21 protein-coding genes are annotated in these 20,769 nt (G+C 70.5%); 9 read left to right on the forward strand and 12 right to left on the reverse strand.

What is annotated here, in order from left to right; all coding sequences use genetic code 11:
• Positions 1 to 3 precede the first annotated feature (3 nt).
• Positions 4 to 801 (forward strand): SDR family oxidoreductase, encoded by a 798-nt coding sequence (locus tag AC07DI_RS34075; protein ID WP_478908484.1) that lies wholly within the window; start codon positions 4 to 6, stop codon positions 799 to 801.
• 5 nt (positions 802 to 806) lie between these two features.
• On the opposite strand, the gene AC07DI_RS34080 is transcribed toward AC07DI_RS34075, so the two are convergent.
• A complete protein-coding gene (locus tag AC07DI_RS34080) occupies positions 807 to 1,805 on the reverse strand; it encodes a LysR family transcriptional regulator (RefSeq protein WP_478908486.1) in 999 nt (332 codons plus the stop codon).
• Between the two features lie 147 nt (positions 1,806 to 1,952).
• Positions 1,953 to 2,408: a DUF6228 family protein gene (locus AC07DI_RS34085; protein ID WP_478908487.1), complete on the reverse strand. Its 456-nt coding sequence runs from the start codon at positions 2,406 to 2,408 to the stop codon at positions 1,953 to 1,955.
• Between the two features lie 148 nt (positions 2,409 to 2,556).
• Here AC07DI_RS34085 and AC07DI_RS34090 point away from each other — a divergent pair, with 148 nt between their 5' ends.
• Positions 2,557 to 3,282, forward strand: a complete 726-nt coding sequence (locus AC07DI_RS34090) for a class I SAM-dependent methyltransferase (RefSeq protein WP_384261226.1) — start codon at positions 2,557 to 2,559, stop codon at positions 3,280 to 3,282.
• Positions 3,283 to 3,445: 163 nt separating this feature from the next.
• On the opposite strand, the gene AC07DI_RS34095 is transcribed toward AC07DI_RS34090, so the two are convergent.
• Positions 3,446 to 3,907: an SRPBCC family protein gene (locus tag AC07DI_RS34095; RefSeq protein WP_478908489.1), complete on the reverse strand. Its 462-nt coding sequence runs from the start codon at positions 3,905 to 3,907 to the stop codon at positions 3,446 to 3,448.
• Positions 3,908 to 4,082: 175 nt separating this feature from the next.
• Here AC07DI_RS34095 and AC07DI_RS34100 point away from each other — a divergent pair, with 175 nt between their 5' ends.
• The 3 genes from AC07DI_RS34100 (at position 4,083) to AC07DI_RS34110 (ending at position 5,773) form a co-directional block, all read left to right on the forward strand.
• On the forward strand, positions 4,083 to 4,529 hold the full coding sequence (locus AC07DI_RS34100; RefSeq protein WP_384261224.1) for a helix-turn-helix domain-containing protein: 447 nt from the start codon (positions 4,083 to 4,085) through the stop codon (positions 4,527 to 4,529).
• A gap of 88 nt (positions 4,530 to 4,617) precedes the next feature.
• On the forward strand, positions 4,618 to 5,265 hold the full coding sequence (locus AC07DI_RS34105) for a hypothetical protein (protein WP_478908491.1): 648 nt from the start codon (positions 4,618 to 4,620) through the stop codon (positions 5,263 to 5,265).
• A 169-nt stretch (positions 5,266 to 5,434) separates the two neighbouring features.
• Positions 5,435 to 5,773: a DUF2516 family protein gene (locus AC07DI_RS34110; protein WP_384261218.1), complete on the forward strand. Its 339-nt coding sequence runs from the start codon at positions 5,435 to 5,437 to the stop codon at positions 5,771 to 5,773.
• A gap of 71 nt (positions 5,774 to 5,844) precedes the next feature.
• Here AC07DI_RS34110 and AC07DI_RS34115 read toward each other — a convergent pair whose 3' ends face one another.
• The 3 genes from AC07DI_RS34115 to AC07DI_RS34125 all read right to left on the reverse strand — a co-directional run bounded on the left by AC07DI_RS34115 (position 5,845) and on the right by AC07DI_RS34125 (position 9,880).
• Positions 5,845 to 7,215, reverse strand: a complete 1,371-nt coding sequence (locus AC07DI_RS34115; RefSeq protein ID WP_478908493.1) for a PP2C family protein-serine/threonine phosphatase — start codon at positions 7,213 to 7,215, stop codon at positions 5,845 to 5,847.
• Between the two features lie 434 nt (positions 7,216 to 7,649).
• Entirely contained in the window at positions 7,650 to 8,717 is a 1,068-nt protein-coding gene (locus tag AC07DI_RS34120) for a C40 family peptidase (protein WP_478908495.1), read from the reverse strand.
• A 296-nt stretch (positions 8,718 to 9,013) separates the two neighbouring features.
• A complete protein-coding gene (locus tag AC07DI_RS34125) occupies positions 9,014 to 9,880 on the reverse strand; it encodes a class I SAM-dependent methyltransferase (RefSeq protein ID WP_478908497.1) in 867 nt (288 codons plus the stop codon).
• Between the two features lie 156 nt (positions 9,881 to 10,036).
• On the opposite strand from AC07DI_RS34125, the gene mshA reads away from it, so the two are divergent.
• The 3 genes from mshA (at position 10,037) to AC07DI_RS34140 (ending at position 14,060) form a co-directional block, all read left to right on the forward strand.
• Positions 10,037 to 11,392 (forward strand): D-inositol-3-phosphate glycosyltransferase, encoded by a 1,356-nt coding sequence (mshA, locus tag AC07DI_RS34130; protein WP_384261208.1) that lies wholly within the window; start codon positions 10,037 to 10,039, stop codon positions 11,390 to 11,392.
• On the forward strand, positions 11,385 to 11,882 hold the full coding sequence (locus AC07DI_RS34135) for a type III secretion system chaperone family protein (RefSeq protein WP_384261206.1): 498 nt from the start codon (positions 11,385 to 11,387) through the stop codon (positions 11,880 to 11,882). Before mshA ends, AC07DI_RS34135 begins: the two co-directional genes overlap by 8 nt.
• Positions 11,883 to 12,302: 420 nt before the next feature.
• On the forward strand, positions 12,303 to 14,060 hold the full coding sequence (locus AC07DI_RS34140; protein WP_478908500.1) for a glycosyl hydrolase family 28-related protein: 1,758 nt from the start codon (positions 12,303 to 12,305) through the stop codon (positions 14,058 to 14,060).
• Here the strand turns inward: AC07DI_RS34140 and AC07DI_RS34145 are convergent.
• Positions 14,008 to 15,384 (reverse strand): MDR family MFS transporter, encoded by a 1,377-nt coding sequence (locus tag AC07DI_RS34145; RefSeq protein ID WP_478908502.1) that lies wholly within the window; start codon positions 15,382 to 15,384, stop codon positions 14,008 to 14,010. The genes AC07DI_RS34140 and AC07DI_RS34145 overlap by 53 nt on opposite strands.
• Before the next feature lie 201 nt (positions 15,385 to 15,585).
• On the opposite strand from AC07DI_RS34145, the gene AC07DI_RS34150 reads away from it, so the two are divergent.
• On the forward strand, positions 15,586 to 16,347 hold the full coding sequence (locus AC07DI_RS34150) for a phosphoglyceromutase (protein WP_062773105.1): 762 nt from the start codon (positions 15,586 to 15,588) through the stop codon (positions 16,345 to 16,347).
• Positions 16,348 to 16,425: 78 nt separating this feature from the next.
• Here the strand turns inward: AC07DI_RS34150 and AC07DI_RS34155 are convergent, their stop codons facing one another.
• The 5 genes from AC07DI_RS34155 to AC07DI_RS34175 all read right to left on the reverse strand — a co-directional run bounded on the left by AC07DI_RS34155 (position 16,426) and on the right by AC07DI_RS34175 (position 20,562).
• Positions 16,426 to 17,661: a tyrosine-type recombinase/integrase gene (locus tag AC07DI_RS34155; RefSeq protein WP_478908504.1), complete on the reverse strand. Its 1,236-nt coding sequence runs from the start codon at positions 17,659 to 17,661 to the stop codon at positions 16,426 to 16,428.
• Between the two features lie 88 nt (positions 17,662 to 17,749).
• Positions 17,750 to 17,974: a helix-turn-helix domain-containing protein gene (locus AC07DI_RS34160; protein WP_478908506.1), complete on the reverse strand. Its 225-nt coding sequence runs from the start codon at positions 17,972 to 17,974 to the stop codon at positions 17,750 to 17,752.
• Between the two features lie 184 nt (positions 17,975 to 18,158).
• Positions 18,159 to 19,304 (reverse strand): DUF3631 domain-containing protein, encoded by a 1,146-nt coding sequence (locus AC07DI_RS34165; protein WP_478908508.1) that lies wholly within the window; start codon positions 19,302 to 19,304, stop codon positions 18,159 to 18,161.
• Positions 19,301 to 19,654, reverse strand: a complete 354-nt coding sequence (locus AC07DI_RS34170; protein ID WP_478908510.1) for a hypothetical protein — start codon at positions 19,652 to 19,654, stop codon at positions 19,301 to 19,303. The genes AC07DI_RS34165 and AC07DI_RS34170 overlap by 4 nt, the downstream gene beginning before the upstream one ends.
• On the reverse strand, positions 19,651 to 20,562 hold the full coding sequence (locus tag AC07DI_RS34175) for a bifunctional DNA primase/polymerase (RefSeq protein ID WP_478908512.1): 912 nt from the start codon (positions 20,560 to 20,562) through the stop codon (positions 19,651 to 19,653). The genes AC07DI_RS34170 and AC07DI_RS34175 overlap by 4 nt, the downstream gene beginning before the upstream one ends.
• Positions 20,563 to 20,769: the final 207 nt, after the last annotated feature.

The following is a 20,769-nucleotide window of genomic DNA, read 5'->3' on the forward strand; positions in this document are numbered from 1 at the left end:
GACATGACCGCAACGGAAATCCTTACCGGAACCGGAACCGGAAGCGTTTCGAAAAGGGAATTGGAAGGAAAGCGGGCCCTCGTGACAGGTGGTTCCCGCGGAATCGGAGCGGCTGTCGTACGCAGGCTCCTGGACGCCGGCGCCGACGTGGTCACGACCGCCAGGTCGGCGACGAGCACGGTGCCGGAAGGGGCCACCTTCGTGGAGGCCGACGTACGGACACGGGCCGGCGCGGAGGCGCTCGCCGCGACCGTGCGGGAGGTGCTCGGCGGGGTGGACATCCTGGTCCACAACGCGGGCGGGGCGCGACCGCACCCGGGCGCTTCGGCCATCCCCGACGAGGAGTGGCAGGACGCGCTGGACCTGAACTACCTGGCGTCGGTACGGCTCGACTCGCTGCTGGTACCGGCGATGCGGGAACGGCGGTCGGGGGCGATCGTGCACATCTCCTCGGCGGCGGTGGGCACGCCGTTGGGCCCGTTCCTGCACTACACCACGGCGAAGGCGGCCCTGGAGAACTACAGCCGCGGAATGGCGGCGGAACTCGCCCCGTTCGGAATCCGGGTCAACACCGTGAGCCCCGGCAGGGTCGCCACTCCCGGCGGCGAGGCGACGCGGGAGGAGTGGGCGCGCCTGGCCGCGGCACCGGCCCAGACCAACGCCGACGACACCACCCCACTGGGCCGCGACGGCCACCCCGACGACATCGCCCACGCGGTGCTGTTCCTCGTCTCGGACCGGGCGGAGTGGGTGACCGGAAGCAACCTCTTCGTGGACGGCGGCGAATTCTCCAGGGGCTGACGGGACTATTGCGGAATCGGCGCGACCGACGGCGGCGTAACGGAAAAGGAAACGGACTCGGAAACGGACCCATAAGCGGACTCGGAATGGGGCTCGGAAACGATCTGGGAAACGGTTTGGGCGTCGGAAATCGGCTGGGTCCAGGTCTCCTTGCGCAGGAGTTCGAGCAGTACCGTCTCCGCCGGCCCCGCGCCGCTCCGGAGCACGGCGATGACGGGCTGGGAAACGGCCGGGGACACCGGGCGGACGAGGTGCCCGTAGCCGTGGGGCACCGCGGAGGCGGGGACGAGCGTCACGCCGAGGCCGTGGGCGGCCCAGCGCACGGCTGTCGCCGTCTGGGAGACGCGGGCGGCCGTGGTCAGGGAAAGGCCGTTCTCCCGCGCCACGTTCAGGAGTACGCCGTCGAGCGCGCTGTCACGGTCGAACCGCACCCACGGCTCACCCTCCAGGGCGCGCAACTCAACGCGCTCGGCGGCCAGTTGCCGGTGCCCGGCGCCCAGCACCACGACGAACTCCTCGTCGCCGAGGTGGCGGGCGTCGGCGGGGCTCCGCTCGCACGCCGCCATCAGGGCGAGGTTCACCACGCCCCGGCGGCACAACCGCTCCAGCTCGGCGGAGCTGGGCTCCTCGAAGACGGTGACCTCAAGGCGGGGGTAGCGGCGCCGCAAGGCGCTCAGCGCGCCCGGCAACTGCCGCGTACCGAAGCCCATTTGGACCGAGACGACCAGCTCGCCCACCAGATCGTCGGCACCGGCCCGTGCCATAGCCCTCGCCCGCCGTGACGCGCTCACCGCGACCTCCGCCTCCCGCAGGAACGCGCGGCCGACCGCGGTGGGCACGAGTCCGGTGGGCGTGCGGTCGAACAGCTCGACGCCGAGTTCCCGTTCCAGGCCGCGGATCTGCTGTGACACGGAGGGCTGAGCGACGCGCAGCGACTCCGCCGCCGCCGTCACCGAGCCCTCCTCGGCCACGGCCAACGCGTACTCGAACTGCCGAAGACTCATGGGCTCCTGCCCCTCCCAAGGGTGGACCTGCAACAGTGGTGGCCCCGCAACAACAACCAACCTGGTTCCGTCGGGGTCGATTCCCGTGGACGTCTGTGACGGCAGTCGGGGGCACAACGAAAGGCGGGTACGGATATCGGTCGGATGTCACTGGAACTCCGCGGCGAGGAAGGCCCGGACATCGGCCGCGAGGGAAGCCATCTGCTCACCGGCCTCCAGCCAGGTGGTCACCGAGGCGCCCCAGCCGCCAGCGGCCTGCGGCCACGGCCGCAAGACCCACGTCACCCCGACGTGGCCGCCGGACCGGAAGACCGCCGACGCCGTCAAGTCTCGGTCGTCGGTCTGCCAGCTCCGTTCGCCGTCCCAGCCCCGGTAGTCGGCGGCAAGCTCTTCCAGGAACGCGGAGAGGCCCCTGTCCGAGACCCAGGCGACGACCTCGTCGACACGAGCGGTCAGACCGGGAGCCCGCAGCTCAACGGCATAGTGAACGGAGTCTGGGGCGAAGCTGAACCGGTCGCGGAACGTCACGCCGACGGACGAGTTGTCCTGGCAGCGGATGGTCACACCGGCCCCAGCGCCAGTGCCGACGTCTGGTGTGGGCATGGGCGGAACGCTAGGTCGGCATCCCGCTCGACGTCACTTGGATTCGCTGCCGGTGGGGTGGGACGTCGACTCGTGCGGGCGCCAACCCCGCGGGCAGCCGCGGAAATTGATTGGGCCGGCAACCCAACTTGCCCATACGTTCGCCCGCATGACTGACGAGTGCTTCGGACATCCACGGCTCGCCGCGATCTACGACCCGCTCGATCCTGATCGCAGCGATCTCGACGCGTACGTCCAGATGACGGAGGAGTTCGGGGCCCGTCAGGTGCTGGACATCGGCTGTGGGACAGGGGTGTTCGCGCTTCTGCTGGCTGAACGCGGGATCGGGGTCGTCGGCGTCGATCCCGCCCAGGCGTCCATCGACGTGGCCCGAGCCAAGCCGGGCAGCGAGCGAGTGCGCTGGATCTGTGGCGACGCCACGACGCTCCCGCCGATGCGGGTCGACCTGGCAACCATGACCGCGAACGCCGCCCAGCAGATCCTCGATCCGCAGGCATGGCGCGAGACCTTGCGCGGCGCGTACGAAGCACTACAGCCTGGCGGCCGGCTGGTGTTCGAGACCCGCGATCCGGCCAGACGCGCCTGGGAGGAGTGGAACCGCGAAGCCTCGTATCGCGTGACGGAGATCCCGGATGCCGGCGCCGTCGAAAGCTGGGTCCAGGTGATCGAGGTGAGCGAGCCGCTGGTGACGTTCCGCTGGACCTATGCCTTCGCTTCCGACGGACAGGTGCTGACGTCAGACTCCACCTTGCGCTTCCGTGAGCGGCAAGAGGTCGAGACGGAGCTGATCGCGCAGGGCTATGAGGTGGAGGATGTCCGCGACGCACCCGACAGGCCAGGCAAGGAGTTCGTCTTCGTCGCGCGACGCCCGTAGGTCGGGTCAGTCACCGCGAGAAGTGGTCTCATGGGCCACCGCCCGCAGTGGTGTGACTGAGCGCCCGAGATGGCCCGTCCGGCCAACTGGAACGCTCAGTACGTGTTCTGTCCGCGGCATGCCGACAATCCCGAGGCCCGCGCCGCGATTGACCTTCTCAGACTTAGCGGCCTGAGCCGAAAGTGCTCGCCAGGTGGGCATTTCGAGCTCTGATGAGGCGGGGCATGTACCAGCTCAGGACGAACTTGTCGGCGATGCGCCCGACAGGCCCCAGCGGTGAAGCGAAGTCGATGACGTCCTTCATCACGGTGCCACCGGAGCCGTCCGGCTCGAAGTGGTGGGCGTGACGCCATCGCTTGAAGGGCCCGGACTCCTGCTCGTCCACGAAATGTCGAGGCGCATCGTATGAGGTGATGCGGGCGGTGAGTCGCCAGGTCATGCCGAAATGGCGAGCCTGGAAGGTCACCGTCTCACCGAGCAACAGCTCGCCCCGGGTCCTGCCATCAACTGCTTGCTCCGACGCAGCGGCCATTGACCGGGTATGGGCCTCCACATCGAGGCATACCGCGAACACCCGGTCCGGCGGTGCGGCGGCGATGGCTGTCACGACCTCGAAATGCGGCACCGGCTCACCCTAGCCGCTACGGATTCCGGCCCTTTGTCCGGTGGCCAACCACAACGCTCAGCGGGCCAACTCAACCGCTCACGGGCCATCTCGGGCGCTCAGTCACAAGTGGCGTGGCGCACTTTTGCAAGCGGGCGCTTGCAAAAGTTAGCAAGGGTGCTGCACCATCGACGGCATGGCATCACTCAACGTCGGCAATCTCGGTGAGTACCTGCGCGAGCAGCGGCGCAACGCGCAGCTGTCGTTGCGGCAGCTCGCCGACGCCGCCGGGGTGTCCAATCCGTATCTGAGCCAGATCGAGCGTGGGCTGCGCAAGCCGAGCGCCGAGGTCCTGCAACAGGTCGCCAAGGCCCTGCGGATCTCCGCGGAGACGCTGTACGTGCGGGCCGGGATCCTCGACGAGAAGGAGCGGGACGAGCTGGAGACGCGCGCCGTCATCCTCGCCGACCCCTCCATCAACGAGCGCCAGAAGCAGGTGCTGCTCCAGATCTACGAGTCGTTCCGCAAGGAGAACGGCTTCGAGACCTCGTCGTACGCGGACTCCTCGCCGGACGGCGACGTATCGCCGTTCGCGGGGCAGGACGCCACCGACGAAGGCCCCCGCGCGGCCGACGGCACGTGATGCCTGCCCGAAGCACCATCCGAAGCACCACCCCTCGCACCATCACCCTCAAGTGACACGCTGACGCGAATCCGGGAGGACCATCGTCATGGCCATCACCGATGACCTGCGCAAGACCCTCAGCAACCCCACGCCCGCGTACTTCGTCGCCGGGTCCGCGGACCTCGCGTTCCAGCAGGCGAAGAAGGTGCCCGGCCTCGTCGAGCAGCTGATCGCCGAGGCGCCGTCCCGGTTCGACGCGGTGCGCAACACCGACCCCAAGGCCGTGCAGGACAAGGCCGCCGCCCGCGCCAAGGAGGCGCAGGAGACCTTGCAGGCCAAGGTCACCGAGGTGCTCGGCTCGTTCGACACCGACCTGAAGAAGCTCGGTGAGACCGCTCAGGACCTCGCGCTGCGCGGTGTCGGTGTGGCCGCGGAGCTGGCGGTCAAGGCGCGCGAGAAGTACGACGAGGTCGCGGAGCACGGCGAGCAGGCCGTCAAGTCCTGGCGCGGCGAGGCCGCCGAGGAGATCCTCGACCTGGCCGAGACGGTCGAGCCCGACGAGGCCCCGAAGGCCGGCGACAGTGCCGAGAGCGCTCCGGCCGTCAAGGTCGTCCAGCAGCCGGCCCCGGCCGACGAGCCCAGGACCGTGGCCGCCGCCCCCGCCAAGAAGCCGGTCGCGAAGAAGACCACGGCGACCACCACTCGTAAGACGGCGGCCCCTGCGGCGAAGAAGACCCCGCCGCCCGCCAAGTAGCGAGCAGGTCGTGAGCAAGTAGCGAGCAAGCGGCGAGCAAGTGGTAGGCGGCAGCTCTTAGGGCCGCGTGGACGGGGCGGGCACTCACGGAGTGTCCGCCCCGTTGACGGGGTAGCGGGTACCGTGGCCGCGTAATGATGAGCCGAGACTGGTGGTGGACGTTGTGCTGATGCAAGGGTTCGCGAACTTCATGTGGCTGCTGTCGCTGGCCCTGATCGTCTTCAGCGGATTCGCGCTCATCGACGCCGCCGTCCGGCGGGAGGACGCCTATCGCGCGGCGGACAAGAAGACCAAGCCGTTCTGGCTGATCATCCTCGGTCTCGCCTTCGTAGTGAACCTGATCTTCAACATCCTGTCGTTCCTGCCGATCATCGGGCTCGTCGCCACCATCGTGTACATGGTGGACGTGCGCCCGGCGATCCAGCAGATCACCGGCGGTGGCCGCGGTGGCCGCCGCGGCGGCTCCAGCAGCGACGGGCCGTACGGGCCCTACAACGGCGGCCGCTGACCCGACCGCCGACCGCCGGGCTCACCGACCGCCGAGTTCACCGCCCGCCGGACTTCACCGCCCGCCGGACTTCACCGACCGCCGGGCGTCCGGTCCAGGAGCAGTACCGCCACGTCGTCCGTCAGGTCCCCGCCGTTGAGGTCACGCGCCTCGTTCACGGCGGCCTCGAGCAGCTCGTCGCCGCGCAGCCCCGAGGCGATCTGGCGGCGGAGCATCTCCACCATGCCGTCCTGTCCGAGGCGCTGGTTGCCCTGGCCGATACGGCCCTCGATCAGGCCGTCCGTGTAGAGCATCAGGCTCCACGCGCCGCCGAGCTCCACCTGGCGGCGGGGCCAGCGGGCGCGCGGCAGGAGTCCGAGTGCCGGGCCGCCGTCCTCGTACGGAAGCAGCTCGGCGAGCCTGCCCTCGCGTGCGATCAGCGGCGACGGGTGCCCGGCGAGGCAGAGTCCGGCCCGGCGGCCGTCGGGTGCGATGTCGACCGTGCAGAGCGTCGCGAAGATCTCGTCGTCCGGACGCTCGTGCTCCAGGACCTTCTGCAGCGTGGACAGCAGCTCGTCGCCGCACAGGCCGGCGAAGGTCAGCGCGCGCCAGGCGATCCGCAGCTCCACGCCGAGCGCGGCCTCGTCGGGGCCGTGGCCGCAGACGTCGCCGATCATGACGTGCACGGAGCCGTCGGGAGTGCGTACGGTGTCGTAGAAGTCGCCGCCGAGCAGAGCGCGGGAGCGGCCGGGCCGGTAACGGGCGGCGAAGCGCAGCGGCGAACCGTCCAGGAGCGGCGTGGGCAGCAGGCCGCGCTCCAGGCGCGCGTTCTCCTGTGCCCGCAGCCGTGACTCGGTCAGCTGGCGCTGGGCGACGTCGGCGCGCTTGCGCTCCACCGCGTACCGGATCGCGCGGCTCAGCAGCCGCCCGTCCAGCTCGTCCCGGAAGAGATAGTCCTGGGCGCCGACCCGCACGGCTTCGGCGCCGCGTTCGGAGTCGTCGTTCGCGGTGAGCGCGAGGACGGCGTGCCGGGGCGCGAGGCGCAGCACGTGCTTGAGGGCGACGAGCTCGTCCTCGTCCGACTCCGACCCCGTCGCCGCGCCCGGTCCGGCAAGGGCCAGGTCGAGCAGGATGCAGTGCACGTCGTCGGTGAGCAGCCGCTCGGCCTCGGTGAGGTTGCGGGCGGTGCGGATGCGGATGGGCTTGCCGGCGGAGTCGAGGAGTTCGGGGACGCTCAGGGAGCCCGCCGGGTCGTCCTCGATCACGAGCAGGGTGAGTCCGGTGCCGTTGCCGGTTGTGGTGCCGGTGTCCGTCGCCGTGGCACGGATGGACGCCGCCGGTCCGTGGGCGGGTGCCGCGGCGCCGTTGCGGGCGGGTGCGGCCGGGTCGTACGGGGGCGTCGGATGAGCCTGACCGTCTTCCGCGGCCGGGATCGCTCTCTGCCGCGGTATGGGTACGGGCATCGCTGGCTTCCTTCCCTCCCCCCGAGGGTGTGGTGCCGCGCAGGTCGACGCGGCACCGACGGGGACCATAGCGGTAGCCGTGCCTCCAGTGGAATGCCGCGCGGCAAACCGCCACCGTCATATGCCGCATCCCGGAACGCACTTGGGCACGGGAGGCTCCCGCCGGGAATGACGAACATCACGCCGCGGGGGTTGAGCGGGACGGCGCGGGGTGTGGTGGGTCACAGGGGGATGCGCCTGGGGCGTGCGGGCACGCTGCGCCTGCCCGAGGCCTCCGCTCTGCCGCCCGCGCCGCCCACAGGCGAGGCTTGGCCGCGCCGCCCACAAGCGAGGCTTGCCCGCGCTGCCGTGCAGCGGTGTCTGCCTGCGTCGTCCTCCAGCGGTGTCTGCCCGCGTCGTCCTCCAGCGGTGCCTGCCCGCGCCGCCCGCCCCCGCTACTTGTCCGGGCGTACGACCCCGAGGATCTGCATCGAGCCCGCGCCCGCGATCGTCACGTTCCGGCCGGGGCGCGGTGCGTGCACGATCGCGCCGTCGCCCAGATACATCCCGACGTGGCTCGCGTCCGAGTGGTAGATGATCAGGTCACCGGGGCGCATGTTCTTGACGTCGACGTGCGGCAGCTGCTTCCACTGCTCCTGCGAGGTCCGCGGAATGCCGCGTCCCGCGGCGGCCCAGGCCTTCGAGGTGAGCCCCGAGCAGTCGTACGAACCAGGGCCCTCGGCGCCCCACACGTACGGCTTGCCGATCTGGGCGGTGGCGAACTCCACGGCTTTCTCGCCCCGGGCGGTCGCCTTGCCGCCGATGTCCTTCAGGACCCCCGAACTCAACCACGCCGACTGCTTCTTGAGGGCGGCTGCCTCCTCCAGCTTGCGCAGCCGCTCCCGCTCCTTCTTCTCCAGCGTCGACTCGAGCTTCTCGGCGTCCGCGATCTTCTTCTTGATCTTCTTCTTCGACGCGGCCTTCGCCTTGCGGTTGGCTTCCAGCTTCTTCCAGCGGGCGGTGGCGTCCTTGGCGTAGATCCGCAGGTCGTCCTGGGTCCTCTCCAGGTCGGTCAGCATGCCCTTGGTGGCCTTCTCGCCCTGCCGCATGCGTCCGGCGCCGTCCAGGAACTGCCCCGGGCTGTCGCTGAGCATCAGCTGGGCCTCGGCCGGCATGCCGCCGCCGCGGTATTGCGCGCGGGCCGCGGCGCCGGCGCGGGCCTGCAGCTTCTTGAGCTTCGCCTGCCCCTCGGCGATGTTCTTGGCCAGCTTCACGATCTGCTCGGACTGCTTGTCGGCCTTCTCCTCCGCCGCGTTGTACGCGTCCGTGGCCACACCCGCGTCGTGGTAGAGCTTGTCGATCTCCTTGCGGACCTGCTCAAGTGACGTATCGGATCTGGGAGTCGGCTCCGGGGATCTTGGCGGAAGGGAGGGGCTCGCATACGCCGCTCCCGGCGCGGCCACCACCACGGCCGCGCAGATCAGTGCCACAGTCGCCGCCGCCGAGTATCGCTTGCCGGTCACGCCCTGCCACCCCCAAAGCTGATTTACCGTCAGTAACTTACGTTCGCCACCGGGATGGTGCCATGTCGGCGCCCGATCCGACAGAGCCCGACAGCAACTCCGATCCCCCACACGCCCCATGTGACGTGCGGCACGCGGAGATCGTTCCCGCCGCTCACGGGTACCGGACCATCTCCGGGTGACGTCCGGGTGGCCCCAGGGTGGCCTCGGGGTACACCCCGAGCACGACCGGACTCGCCGGGGTTCACCCGGACCGCTCACCTGGACTACTCACGAGGACCGCTCTCGAGGACCGCTCACGAGGACCGCGGAGCCAACGCCTCCCACCGCACCGTCACTTCGCCCTGCCGCCACCGCGCGGCCCCGTCGAGCACCGGCCAGTCGGCACGCAGATCGCGGACCGCCCTGATCCACCGCTGCCGGGCCCCGTACGAGGCGTACGGCGCCGCCGCCGCCCAGGCCCGGTCGAAGTCGTCCAGGAACGCGTGCACCGGCTCGCCCGGCACGTTCCGGTGGATCAGCGCCTTCGGCAGCCGCTCGGCCAGGTCGGAGGGCCGGTCGAGGGAGCCGAGCCGGGCCGCGAACGTCACCGTGCGCGGCCCCCCGGGCCCGAGCGCCACCCACACGTGCCGCCGTCCGATCTCGTCGCAGGTGCCCTCGACGAGCAGGCCGCCGGGGGAGAGCCGGGCGCACAGGCGCTCCCAGACGGCGGCGACCTGCTCCTCGTCGTACTGCCGCAGGACGTTCGCGGCCCGGATCAGTACGGGGCGGGAGCCAGGGCCGGAACCGGAACCCGAGCCGCCACCGGTACCGGTGCCGCCACCGGTACCTGGGCCGCCGCCCGGCAGCGGCACCTCGAAGCCGCCGTGCCGGAAGGCGAGCCCCTCGCGCTCGTACGGCTTCGCGGCCGCGACCCGCGCCGGATCGATCTCGATGCCGACCACGCGCGCGCGTGGCGCGACGGTACGCAGCCTGTGGAGCAGCTCGACGGCGGTCCAGGGAGAGGCGCCGTAGCCGAGGTCGACGGCGACGGGGTCGGCGGCACGGCGCAGCGCGGCGCCGTGGACGGCGGCGATCCAGCGGTCCATGCGGCGCAGCCGGTTCGGATTCGTGGTCCCGCGCGTCACCGTTCCCACGGGGCGGGAAGGGGTGCGTGGGGCCATGGGAGAAGGGTATGCGGGACAGCGGCCGGGGGCCGTCACGTAACGCTTTGGCAAAAAGGGGCTGGGCGGAAATGGAGCGGCGAGGTCCGGTGTTCTCCCTGCGGAGGACCGTACGCCCTCCGTGTAGTCATGCCCGTACGCAAGGAGGACCGCCACGTGAGCCAGTACGTGTCCAGGCTCGGGCGTCGCTCCCCGGCGGCACCCTCTCGGCTCCGCATCCCCGGCTCCCAGCGGCGGCCGCGCCGCGTGGCCATGCTCAGCGTGCACACCTCGCCGCTGCATCAGCCCGGCACGGGCGACGCGGGCGGCATGAACGTCTACATCGTCGAGCTCGCCAAGCGCCTCGCCGCGATCAACATCGAGGTCGAGATCTTCACGCGCGCCACCACCGGCGGCCTCCCGCCCACCGTCGAGATGGCGCCCGGCGTCGTCGTGCGGCACGTCGACGCGGGCCCCTACGAAGGGCTCGCCAAGGAAGAGCTGCCGGCCCAGCTCTGTGCCTTCACCCACGGCGTGATGCAGGCCTGGGCGGGCCACCGCCCCGGCTACTACGACCTGGTCCACTCCCACTACTGGCTCTCCGGCCACGTCGGCTGGCTCGCCGCCGAACGCTGGGGCGCGCCGCTCGTCCACGCCATGCACACCATGGCCAAGGTCAAGAACGCGGCGCTCGCCGAGGGCGACACCCCCGAACCCGCCGCCCGCGTCATCGGCGAGACGCAGATAGTCCGGGCCGCCGACCGCCTCATCGCCAACACCTCCGAAGAGGCCGACGAACTCGTACGCCACTACGAGGCCGATCCCGGCAAGGTCGCCGTCGTCCACCCCGGCGTGAACCTCGAACGGTTCCGCCCCGCCGACGGGCGCGCCGCGGCCCGGCACCGCCTTGGCCTGCCGCAGAACGCCCTCGTACCGCTCTTCGCGGGCCGCATCCAGCCCCTGAAGGCCCCGGACCTGCTGCTCCGTGCGGTCGCCGTGCTCCTGGACGAGCGGCCCGCGCTGCGTTCGAACATCGTCGTCCCCATCGTCGGCGGCCCGAGCGGCAGCGGCCTCGCCAAGCCCGAGGGACTGCAGAAACTGGCCGCGAGGCTGGGCATCGCGGACGTCGTCCGCTTCCAGCCGCCCGTGGGCCAGGAGCAGTTGGCGGACTGGTTCCGGGCGGCGTCGGTCCTGGTGATGCCCTCCTACAGCGAATCCTTCGGTCTCGTCGCCATCGAGGCGCAGGCGGCGGGCACGCCGGTCCTCGCGGCCTCGGTGGGCGGGCTGCCCGTCGCCGTACGCGACGGGGTGACCGGTTTCCTGATCCGCGGCCACGAACCGGCCCACTACGCGCGCGTGCTGCGCGATTTCGCCGATCATCCACACCTTGTGGACGGGATGGGCGAAGCGGCGGCCCGGCACGCGCAGTCCTTCGGCTGGGACACGGCGGCGTCCGCCACGGCGGACGTCTACACCGCCGCGATGCACGACTTCCGCGGTTCGCACCGTCACGTACGCTCGCACCATGGCTGAGCAGGCAGACACCGCGACGATCATCGAGCGGACCCTCGACGACGCCGAGCTCGAGTGGGAGGCGCCCGAGCCCGGCTCGTACGTGGTGAAGCTGCCCGGCACGCGGAAGCTCTCCACCACGCTCTCGCTGCGGGTCGGCAACCACTCCCTCTCCCTGAACGCGTTCGTGATCCGGCACCCGGACGAGAACCACGAGGCGGTCCACCGCTGGCTCCTCGAGCGGAACCTCCGCCTGTACGGGGTCAGTTACGCGATCGACTCGCTCGGCGACATCTACCTCGCCGGCAAGCTGCCGCTCTCCGCGGTCACGCCCACGGAACTCGACCGGCTCCTCGGCTCGGTCCTCTCCGCCTCCGACGACTCCTTCAACACACTCCTCGAGCTGGGCTTCGCTTCGGCGATTCGGAAGGAGTACGAGTGGAGGGTGGCGCGGGGGGAGTCGACGCGGAATCTGGATGCGTTCACGCATCTGACTCAGCGGGACGGGTGAGGTTTCTCCGCCGCTCCGCGGCGGGGGCCTGCGGCGGTGACCCCCGCGGGTGAGGGTGACTGTTCTTCGCCGCTCCGCGGCGTTTCCCCACCCGCCCGCCCGTTTGCCCCGCACCGCACGGTGACCCTTCAACCCCGCCGCTCCGTGGCGCCTGCCCGCGCCGGTCGTCCCCGCGCCTGCGGGTGGCTGATCCCCGCCGCTCCGCGGCGTTTTCCCACCCGCCCACCCGTTTGCCCCGCACCGCACGGTGACCGTCCAAGCCCCCGCTCCTACCCCCACCACCCGGTGCCGGGTGAACGGGTGGGCGGGTGGGAGGCATCCGCCGCGAAGCGGCGGGACAGCAGCACCCCACCCCCTTCCGCCCAGCGCAGCGCCATGGCATGCTCCCGCTCACCGCACACATGAACTCCGTTCACATTCATGGAAGGCGAGGGAGTCGTGGCGAACGCTCACCCCAGTAGACGAGCCCTACTCAACGGCGCGATAGCCGTGGCGGCAACCACGGCAACCACGGCAACCACGGCGACCACGGCAACCATGGCGACCGCCGCAACCGACAACGGCACCGCTCACGCCGCAACGCCCCCCACTCCCACCCCAACCCCCACCCTCTGGCGAGAGTTCACCGCCGCCCCCTACACCCACCCCCAGATCCCCTACATCGGCCGAGCCGGCGCTCACGCAGGCCGCACAGGGCGAGGGCGCGGCCCAATCCCCGGGACCATCGACGCCCGCACCCACGGCGCCCACCCGGACGCCACCAACACCGCCCCCGCCACCAACACCGCCCCCGCCATCAACCGCGCCCTCGCCGAGGCCGGCCGGAACGGCGGTGGCACCGTCCTCCTCCAGCCTGGCACCTACCGCATCGACGACGTCATCCGCATAGCCCACGACAACGTCACCCTGCGCGGCGCGGGCAGTGGCCGTACCACCCTCCTCGCGACGAAGAACCTCACCGAGCTGATCGGCCCCTACGGCTCCCGTTACGGCGGCGACAAGTCCAGCTGGTCCTGGGCGGGCGGCCTCATCTGGCTCTGCCCGGAGGGCCGTTGGGAGTCGCTCACCACCGCCATCAAGGCCAAGGCCTGGCCCTTCGAGGGCTGGACCGGCAACAAGCGCGACGAGTGGGCCACCCTCACCACGATCCGCCCGGCCCGCCGCGGCTCCTGGTCGGTGACGGTCGCCGACGCCTCCCGCCTGCGCAAGGGCGACCTCGTGCTCCTCCGCCTTGCCGACGACCCCGGCCACACGCTCCTGGAGCACATGGCGGGCGACGGCGCGGGCCCGCGCGCGTACACCTGGGACGACAAGACGAAGCTCACCTCGTACGTCCCCTACGAGTGGCCCGTACGGATCGCCGCCCTCGACCCCCGCAGGCGGCGGGTCACCTTCGAACGGCCGCTCCCCCTCGACGTACGCCCGGAGTGGGATCCCCGCCTCACCACGCACGTCAGGGCCCTGACCGGCTCCGGCGTGGAGGCGCTCACCCTGGAGGCCGTCGAGACGCCGCAGTCCCCGCATCTCCTCGACAAGGGCTACAACGGCGTCACGTTCCAGTGCGCGTACGACTGCTGGGCCGACGACGTCGTCGTACGCCACGTCGACAACGGCTTCGGTCTCGTCGCCGCCTCCGCCTGCACCCTGCGCCGCACGCGCGTGGCGGGCCGCGGCTCCCACCACCCGTACTTCTGCCGCGAGGGCTCGCACGACAATCTCATCGAGGACTTCCGGATCGACGCCCGCACGACACCGGCCCCGCCCGGCACCCAACTGCACGGCATCAACGTCGAAGGCCTCTCCTCCCACAACGTCTGGTCGCGCGGACGCATGGAGATGGGCACGTTCGACAGCCACCGCGGGATGCCGTTCGCGAACGTACGTACGGACATCACCGTCGAGAACAACGGCCGGCACGGCGGCGACGCGAGCGCGGGCCCACTCTTCGGAGCCCGCTTCACGCACTGGAACATCCGCGTCACCAACGAACGCGCGGGCCTGATGAAGATCGACGGCCTCGCGCCGCACAGCGCGACGGTCGGCCTCAACACGGTCCGCGAGTTCGACCAGACCGATACCCCCGACTTCACCGGCGACCTGCACGCGCGCCTGGAGCTGTACGGAACTACGGACGCGGTGCGCCCACGGAATCTGTACGAGGCGCAACGGTGTCTGTAGAGCCCACAGACACAACGGGAGCCGACGCAACCGGAGCCGACACGCCCGGATCCGGCTCCGCCACGCCCGACTCGGACTCGCTCAGCCCCGACTTCTCCAGCCCCGACGCCTCCGCCCCCGACTCCTCCGGAAGCCCCCGCATCAACCCCCGGTACCCCAGCGCCGCCCCCGTCCCCAGCACCGCGCACGCACCCCACAGCCACTCCGCCCCGAACCGGTCGATCATGAAGCCGGACATCAGCGGAGCGACCAGCGCGGCCACCGACCAGGACATCGTGTACATGCCCTGGTAGCGCCCGCGGCCGTGGGTGGGTGAGAGGCGTACGACCAGGCCCGTCTGGGTCGGCGCGTTGACGATCTCGGCGAGCGTCCACACGCACACCGTCACCGCGAAGACGCCGACCGACCCGGCGAAGGCGGTGAGCCCGAAGCCGTACCCGGCGAGGACCGAGGAGATGACCAACAGCCGCCGCGCGTCCCGGTGTTCGATGAAACGGGTGACGGGGATCTGCAGGGCGACGATCAGCACGCCGTTCACGGCGATCACGACACCGTAGTCGGCGGGTGTGAACCCGGCCTCGCCCATGGCGACCGGCAGGCCCACGGACCCCTGCTGGAAGATGAGCGCGACGACGAAGGACAGCCCCACGACCCCCATGAACCGCCTGTCCCGCAGCACGGCCCCGAGGCCGACCTCCGGCTCAGCCGCCTTCTGCAGCGCCGTGCGCACGGGCCGCGACTCCGGCAGCTTCGCGAAGACGACGATCGCGCAGACCATCGTCATGGCGGCCTCGATGAGGAAACCGGCACGGTAGCTGTACGAGGCGATGAAGCCGGCGCCTGCCGACGAGACGGCGAAGCCGAGGTTGATGGCCCAGTAGTTGAGCGAGAAGGCCCGCACCCGGTCCTCGGGCCGCACGATGTCGGCCATCATCGCCTGCACGGCGGGCCGGGAGGCGTTGCTGGCCATGCCCACGAGGAAGGCGACGCCCGCGATGGCGAGCGGGTGCTCCATGAAGCCGAGCACCGCCACGGACACGGCGGTCGAGGCCTGCGCGATCAGCAGCGTGGGCCGCCGCCCGAGCCGGTCGGTCATCACGCCCGCGCCCAGCGAGGAGACGACACCGCCGAGCCCGTGGAGGGCGGCGACGAGTCCGGCGTACGAGGCCGAGTAGCCCCGTTCGAGGGTGAGGTAGAGGGCCATGAAGGTGGCGACGAAGGCGCCGAGCCGGTTGACCAGGGTGCTCGTCCACAGCCACCAGAAGGCGCGGGGGAGCCCCGCCACGCTCTCACTGACGGCACGTCTGACGGCGGTGAACGACATGAAGATCCCCCGAACTCTGCAAGCGACTGTGCGACCGACTCCGCAAGCGCCTCTGTGAGCGCACTCTGTAAGTGGCCCCTGCGGCAAGCGCACATTACGATCCCGCGGCCCCGGGACGCCACTCAATTGACGGGAGCCGTCAACTGTCACACCCGCGCCCGCGCGCGCGAGGCCCCCCGCGGTTCGATTACGCTCAGAGGCATGGCCGACGCACCGTACAAGCTGATCCTCCTCCGCCACGGCGAGAGCGAATGGAACGCGAAGAACCTGTTCACCGGCTGGGTGGACGTCAACCTCAACGAGAAGGGCGAGAAGGAGGCGGTCCGCGGCGGTGAGCTGCTCAAAGACGCCGGCCTGCTCCCCGACGTGGTCCACACGTCGCTCCAGAAGCGCGCCATCCGCACCGCGCAGCTGGCCCTGGAGTCCGCCGACCGCCACTGGATCCCGGTCCACCGCAGCTGGCGCCTGAACGAGCGCCACTACGGCGCCCTCCAGGGCAAGGACAAGGCCCAGACGCTCGCCGAGTTCGGCGAGGAGCAGTTCATGCTGTGGCGCCGCTCGTACGACACCCCGCCGCCGGCCCTCGACCGCGACGCGGAGTACTCGCAGTTCTCCGACCCCCGCTACGCCACGCTCCCCCCGGAGCTGCGCCCGCAGACGGAGTGCCTCAAGGACGTCGTCGTCCGCATGCTCCCGTACTGGTTCGACGGCATCGTCCCCGACCTCCTGACGGGCCGGACGGTCCTGGTGGCGGCCCACGGCAACAGCCTCCGCGCCCTGGTCAAGCACCTCGACGGCATCTCCGACGCCGACATCGCGGGCCTGAACATCCCGACGGGCATCCCGCTCTCCTACGAGCTGGACGCCGACTTCAAGCCCCTGAACCCGGGCGGCACCTACCTCGACCCGGAGGCCGCGAAGGCGGCGATCGAGGCGGTCAAGAACCAGGGCAAGAAGAAGTAGCCTTTGTGATCATGCCCCTCACCTGTGCGTTCGGTGCAGATGAGGGGCATTTTTCATTCTCGGGCCGTCTGTGGGCCGTCAGTGCGGTGGATCTTGCGGCCTCAGGGCCCGACCGATGGCCTTCCGCGCACGGTCCCGGCTGCTCGGCATCAGGTGTGCGTACACCTTCAGCGTGAGCCCCGGATCGGAGTGCCCCAGGTACTCGCTGACTGCCTTGATGCTCTCCCCCGCGTCCAACAGCACGGACGCGTAGAAGTGCCGGAGCGCGTGCATGCCGTGCTCCCGAGCGGCGGCATGTTCGCGGCTCTTCGCCTTCGGGATGGCGCCCACCTTGGCGAGCGCAGGCTTCCAGTGGTCCTCGTTCAGGGACGTACGCCAGACGTGCCCACCGAGTGGGCCGGTGAAGATCAGACGCTTCGTCACGGGCGCCCCGCCCTTCCGCATCCACGGCAACGTGATCTCTACGGGCGGGAAGAGCTTCATGTGCACCTTGAGCGCGTCAGCCACGGGCTCGGGGAGCGGCACATCCCGGAGCTTGCCGCCCTTCGGCGGTGCGAACACCGGCTGACTCAAGCTCAGCTTGAGCTGCTGCACGACATGCAGCGTGTCGTTGTCGAAGTCGAGCTCTTCCACTGACACGCCCAGGATCTCGCCTTGGCGCAGACCGCACCCGGCGCCAACGTCCACCATGGGGCGGAAGCGCTCTACAAGGGCTTCCCGCATGTCGAAGACGCGCTCTGACGTCCACGGGACGATGCGCCGGGCGCCCATCTCGGGGAGCGTCACCGTACGGGAATGGCAGGGGTTCCGGGGCAGGTAACCGTCTTCCACGGCAGCGCTCAAAATAGCGCGGACGTTGGAGAAGATGACGCGAGCGTACGAGCCGGACATCCCCGAGCCTTCGAGCTGCGTCACAAACTCGCGGATGTGGCTGGGCTGGAACGATCCCAGCGGACGCGAGCCGATGCGCGGGAATACATGCAGCCGGAGCTGAGAGTCATTCGAGGCGCGGGTGTTCGGGTCGCCGCTCTGGCTCGCGATCCACTTCACCGCGAACTCCTGGAAGGTCATGCGCGTGGTTCGCGGGTCGATGTACTGGCCGCGCGACATGTCGGCCTCGATCCGTGCCAACCACTCCTCAGCGAGGCGCTTCTTACCGTCCGGAAAGCTCTTCGACTTCTCGGTACCGTCCGGAGCCACGTAGCGAGCCCGGTAGCGCATGCCTGTTCCGTGTCGGTCGGTCTTGACGCGGACGGTCTTGCCGTCGGCGTTGGTCTCGGTCTTGAACCAGCGGTCTTGGATGTGGCCTGCCATGGAAGCTGGGTCCCTTCTTGGGAAAGAGTCAGGTAGGGCCACGGCGTGGCCCTACCTGGGGTGCTGAGATGTGCTTCGGTGCTGCGCGTCAGGCCGCGTCGTCGGCCATGCGCTCGCTGGTCCAGTCGCGTACGTCGGTGGGGTCGTAACGGATGTACTTGCCGACGCGGAAGCCGGGCGGGCCCGTGCGCTTCTTGCGCCACTGGTAGACGGTTTCCAGCGGCACGCCGAAGAGTTCGGCGATGTCATCGGGGGTCAGATAGCGGTCCGGGAGCCCTGCCCGGAGCGTGGCGGTGGCGGATGGTGTCGCCATGCGTGGCTCTCCTTGGATAGGGAGGGGCGCGCCCCCCTGTCTCTCAGGTCCGCTACTTCCGCTACCGCCGCTACCTCGCAGGTCAGGGGGCCTGCGGGAGGTAGCGGACGGGGTAGCGGTAGCGGATGGGTAGCGGGGAGGTAGCGGCAACCGAGGGTGGTTGCCGCTACCTCGTTTCCGCTGGTCAGGCCGGGTTTTCGGTGCCGGGTAGCGGAGGTAGCGGACTTTCGGGGGGTGGGGGGCAGTAGCGGGCCCACGCGTCGTGGAGATCGGCGGTGTAGTAACCCTTGAGGACGCTCGCGCCGGTCTTGATGTTGCGGGAGGTGATGGGCTCGTTGTCGGCCGTCATGTACTCCGCGAGCATCTTGGACAGGCGGCGGTTGTCGAGCGGCTTGCCGCCCATGTCGGCCCAGGGGGCGTCGTCCATGGAGTTGAGCCGGTCGAGGATGGCGACGGTGGGCAGGCGGTCGATGCCGGTCATGACGTGGTCGCGCAGGTCGGTCAGGAGACGGACGCCGATGCTGCCCTTGTCGTTGGCGCGGGAGGCGGTCACGAGGGTCACGCAGGCGGCGCGGGCGCGCTCGGGCCAGTGCCCGCCTACCGCGTCGGCGATGGCGAGCAGGGGCTCCCACACGTCGGCGGGCCGGTCGGAGACCCCTTCGGGCATGTCCGGCCAGGCGCCCATGACGAAGCCGCGGGCGTGTTCAGCCCATGCGGCGAGCTGGTCACGGAGCTTGTGGCCTTCGGCTTCGTGGACGCGGGCCCGGAAGGGCTCCACCTTCTCGTTGCGTGCGCGGCGGCGCATGCGGACGATGACGGAGCGGGACAGGATCGTGTCGGGCAGGGAGCCGAGTCCCGCCACCGCGACCGCGCAATACGACGGGAAGGCTTGCACGGTCTGCTGCCCACCGTCGCCGATGCACCGGTAGGTGACTCCGGTACGGCGGTGCCCGGCGTTGAGGAAGCCGCGCAACTCCTCGTTGTCGCCGGCCTTGGGGCCAAAGACGGTGTCGATCTCGTCGAACAGGATCGTCGGCTTTCCGTTTCCGCTGGACACGCTGCGAAAGAGCGCGGCGGCGGATGCGTTGACCGCCGTCATGGGCTGCGGCACGAGGGTTTCCACGATCTCCAAGGCCCGCGTCTTGCCCGACCCCGGCTCGGGGGACAGGAAGGCGATGCGGGGGGTGGAGTCGAAGCAGTCGAGCAGGTGGGCGTGCGCGTCCCACAGGGCGACCGCGACGTAGGCGGCTTCGTGGGGGAAGACGTTGAACCGTCGGTGGAAGGCTTCCACCTCGTCCAGCAGTGCGGCGCCGTCGATGGGACTGGTCATGCGGCGGCCCTTCCTTCCTGGGGAGCGCGGAGCGGGCATGCGTCGCGGTGGGCGGTGTGGTCGTCGATGAGGGCGAGCACCTTGCTGTGGCCGACCGCGCTGCGGTCACGGCCGCACTCGCACCGTGAGGTGGCGGTGGGGACCGTGCCGCGCGGGGCGCAGATGTGCAGCCACGCGATGGGAAACCGCCCGTCTTCGCCCTGCGGGTCAGGGCGAACAGCAATGGGGACGCCTTCGGCGACGCCCTTCGGGGCGCCCACCGCCACCGTTTCCACAGGCTGTGGAGCGGCCTGCGGCCATGCCGAGGTGGCGGATTGGCCTTCCAAGAGGGGGCGGGGGCGGGTGGTCATGCTGCCTCCCGTGGCCGGACGGTGCGGGCGGAACTGTCCAGGGCGCTGCGGATGGTCGTGCGGCACTCGGCCGACGTGAGTCCGCTGGCCTCTCCCGCCCCTTGGAAGGCCTCCTCGACCACGTGCCGGGGGATGTCGCCCCACGCGACGAACCGCCCCACCTTGAACGCGCACCGGTTCAACGTCGCGTTGCGCCGCTTTTCCGGCGTCGCGGCGACGAGCGCGCATTCGGCTTCGAGTGCGGCGAGCGCCGCGCGGCTCCCGTCAGCCGCGGGGAGCCGCAGAAGGCCGCCAGGCGGCTTGGGAGCCGGGTTCATGATGGTTTGCATCCATTCGGGCAGCGGGGCCGTCACAGGACCGCTGAGGGCTTCGTAGTCCCCGGCGGGGGTGGTGCTGCCCGCCGCGACGACGTAGCCGCCCCATGCCCGGGTGTCGACCAACGGGCCGATGGTGCCTGCGGTGTTGGCCAGCCGCACACCGTGGGGGGCGGTGAAGTACAGGTGCTCACCGCCGCCCGCGGTCCGCACCCGGTAGGTGCCGGGGACAGCATGTCCGGCGCGCTCGCAGAGCGCCTTAAAGGTCGTCGCGCCGTCAGGCGCGCCCTCATTGCCCTTGTCCTTGGGCATGTCCAGGTCGACCACGAGCAGGCCGGAGGGGCCGGTGGCGATGCCGACGTTGTACGGGGCGTGCGACCAGGTGGCACGGATGCGATCGGGGTCGGTGGTGGCGCGCTGCTCCCACTTGCGGTGTCCGTCGGCGCACGGTCCGGTGCGCGGGCAGGCGGCCTCCCCGTGCAGGGCGGGGCGCTTGGTGCCGGGTCGGAGCGGGAAGACGTGCCAGCCGCGTTCTGCGGCGTCCAGGGCGGCGGCGAGCAGGCCCTCTCGCCGGATGTCGGTCGGTTGCGTCATGCTGAGTGTCTCCAGTTCTGATGAGTGCTGGTGACAAGGGCGGCCCCAGGCTTTGGCGAGACGGGGGCCGCCCTTGGCGTAGCTAGAGGTGGCGGTGGCGGGCGTTGGTGACGATGTCGCTGTGGTCGAACGCGAGGCCGCGGGCGTTGTCGAGCGGGGTCCAGCGCACGGCGGCCGCGTCGTCTCCTGCCTGCGCGATGGTGTCGG

Source organism: Streptomyces sp. NPDC044106 (assembly GCF_056433985.1).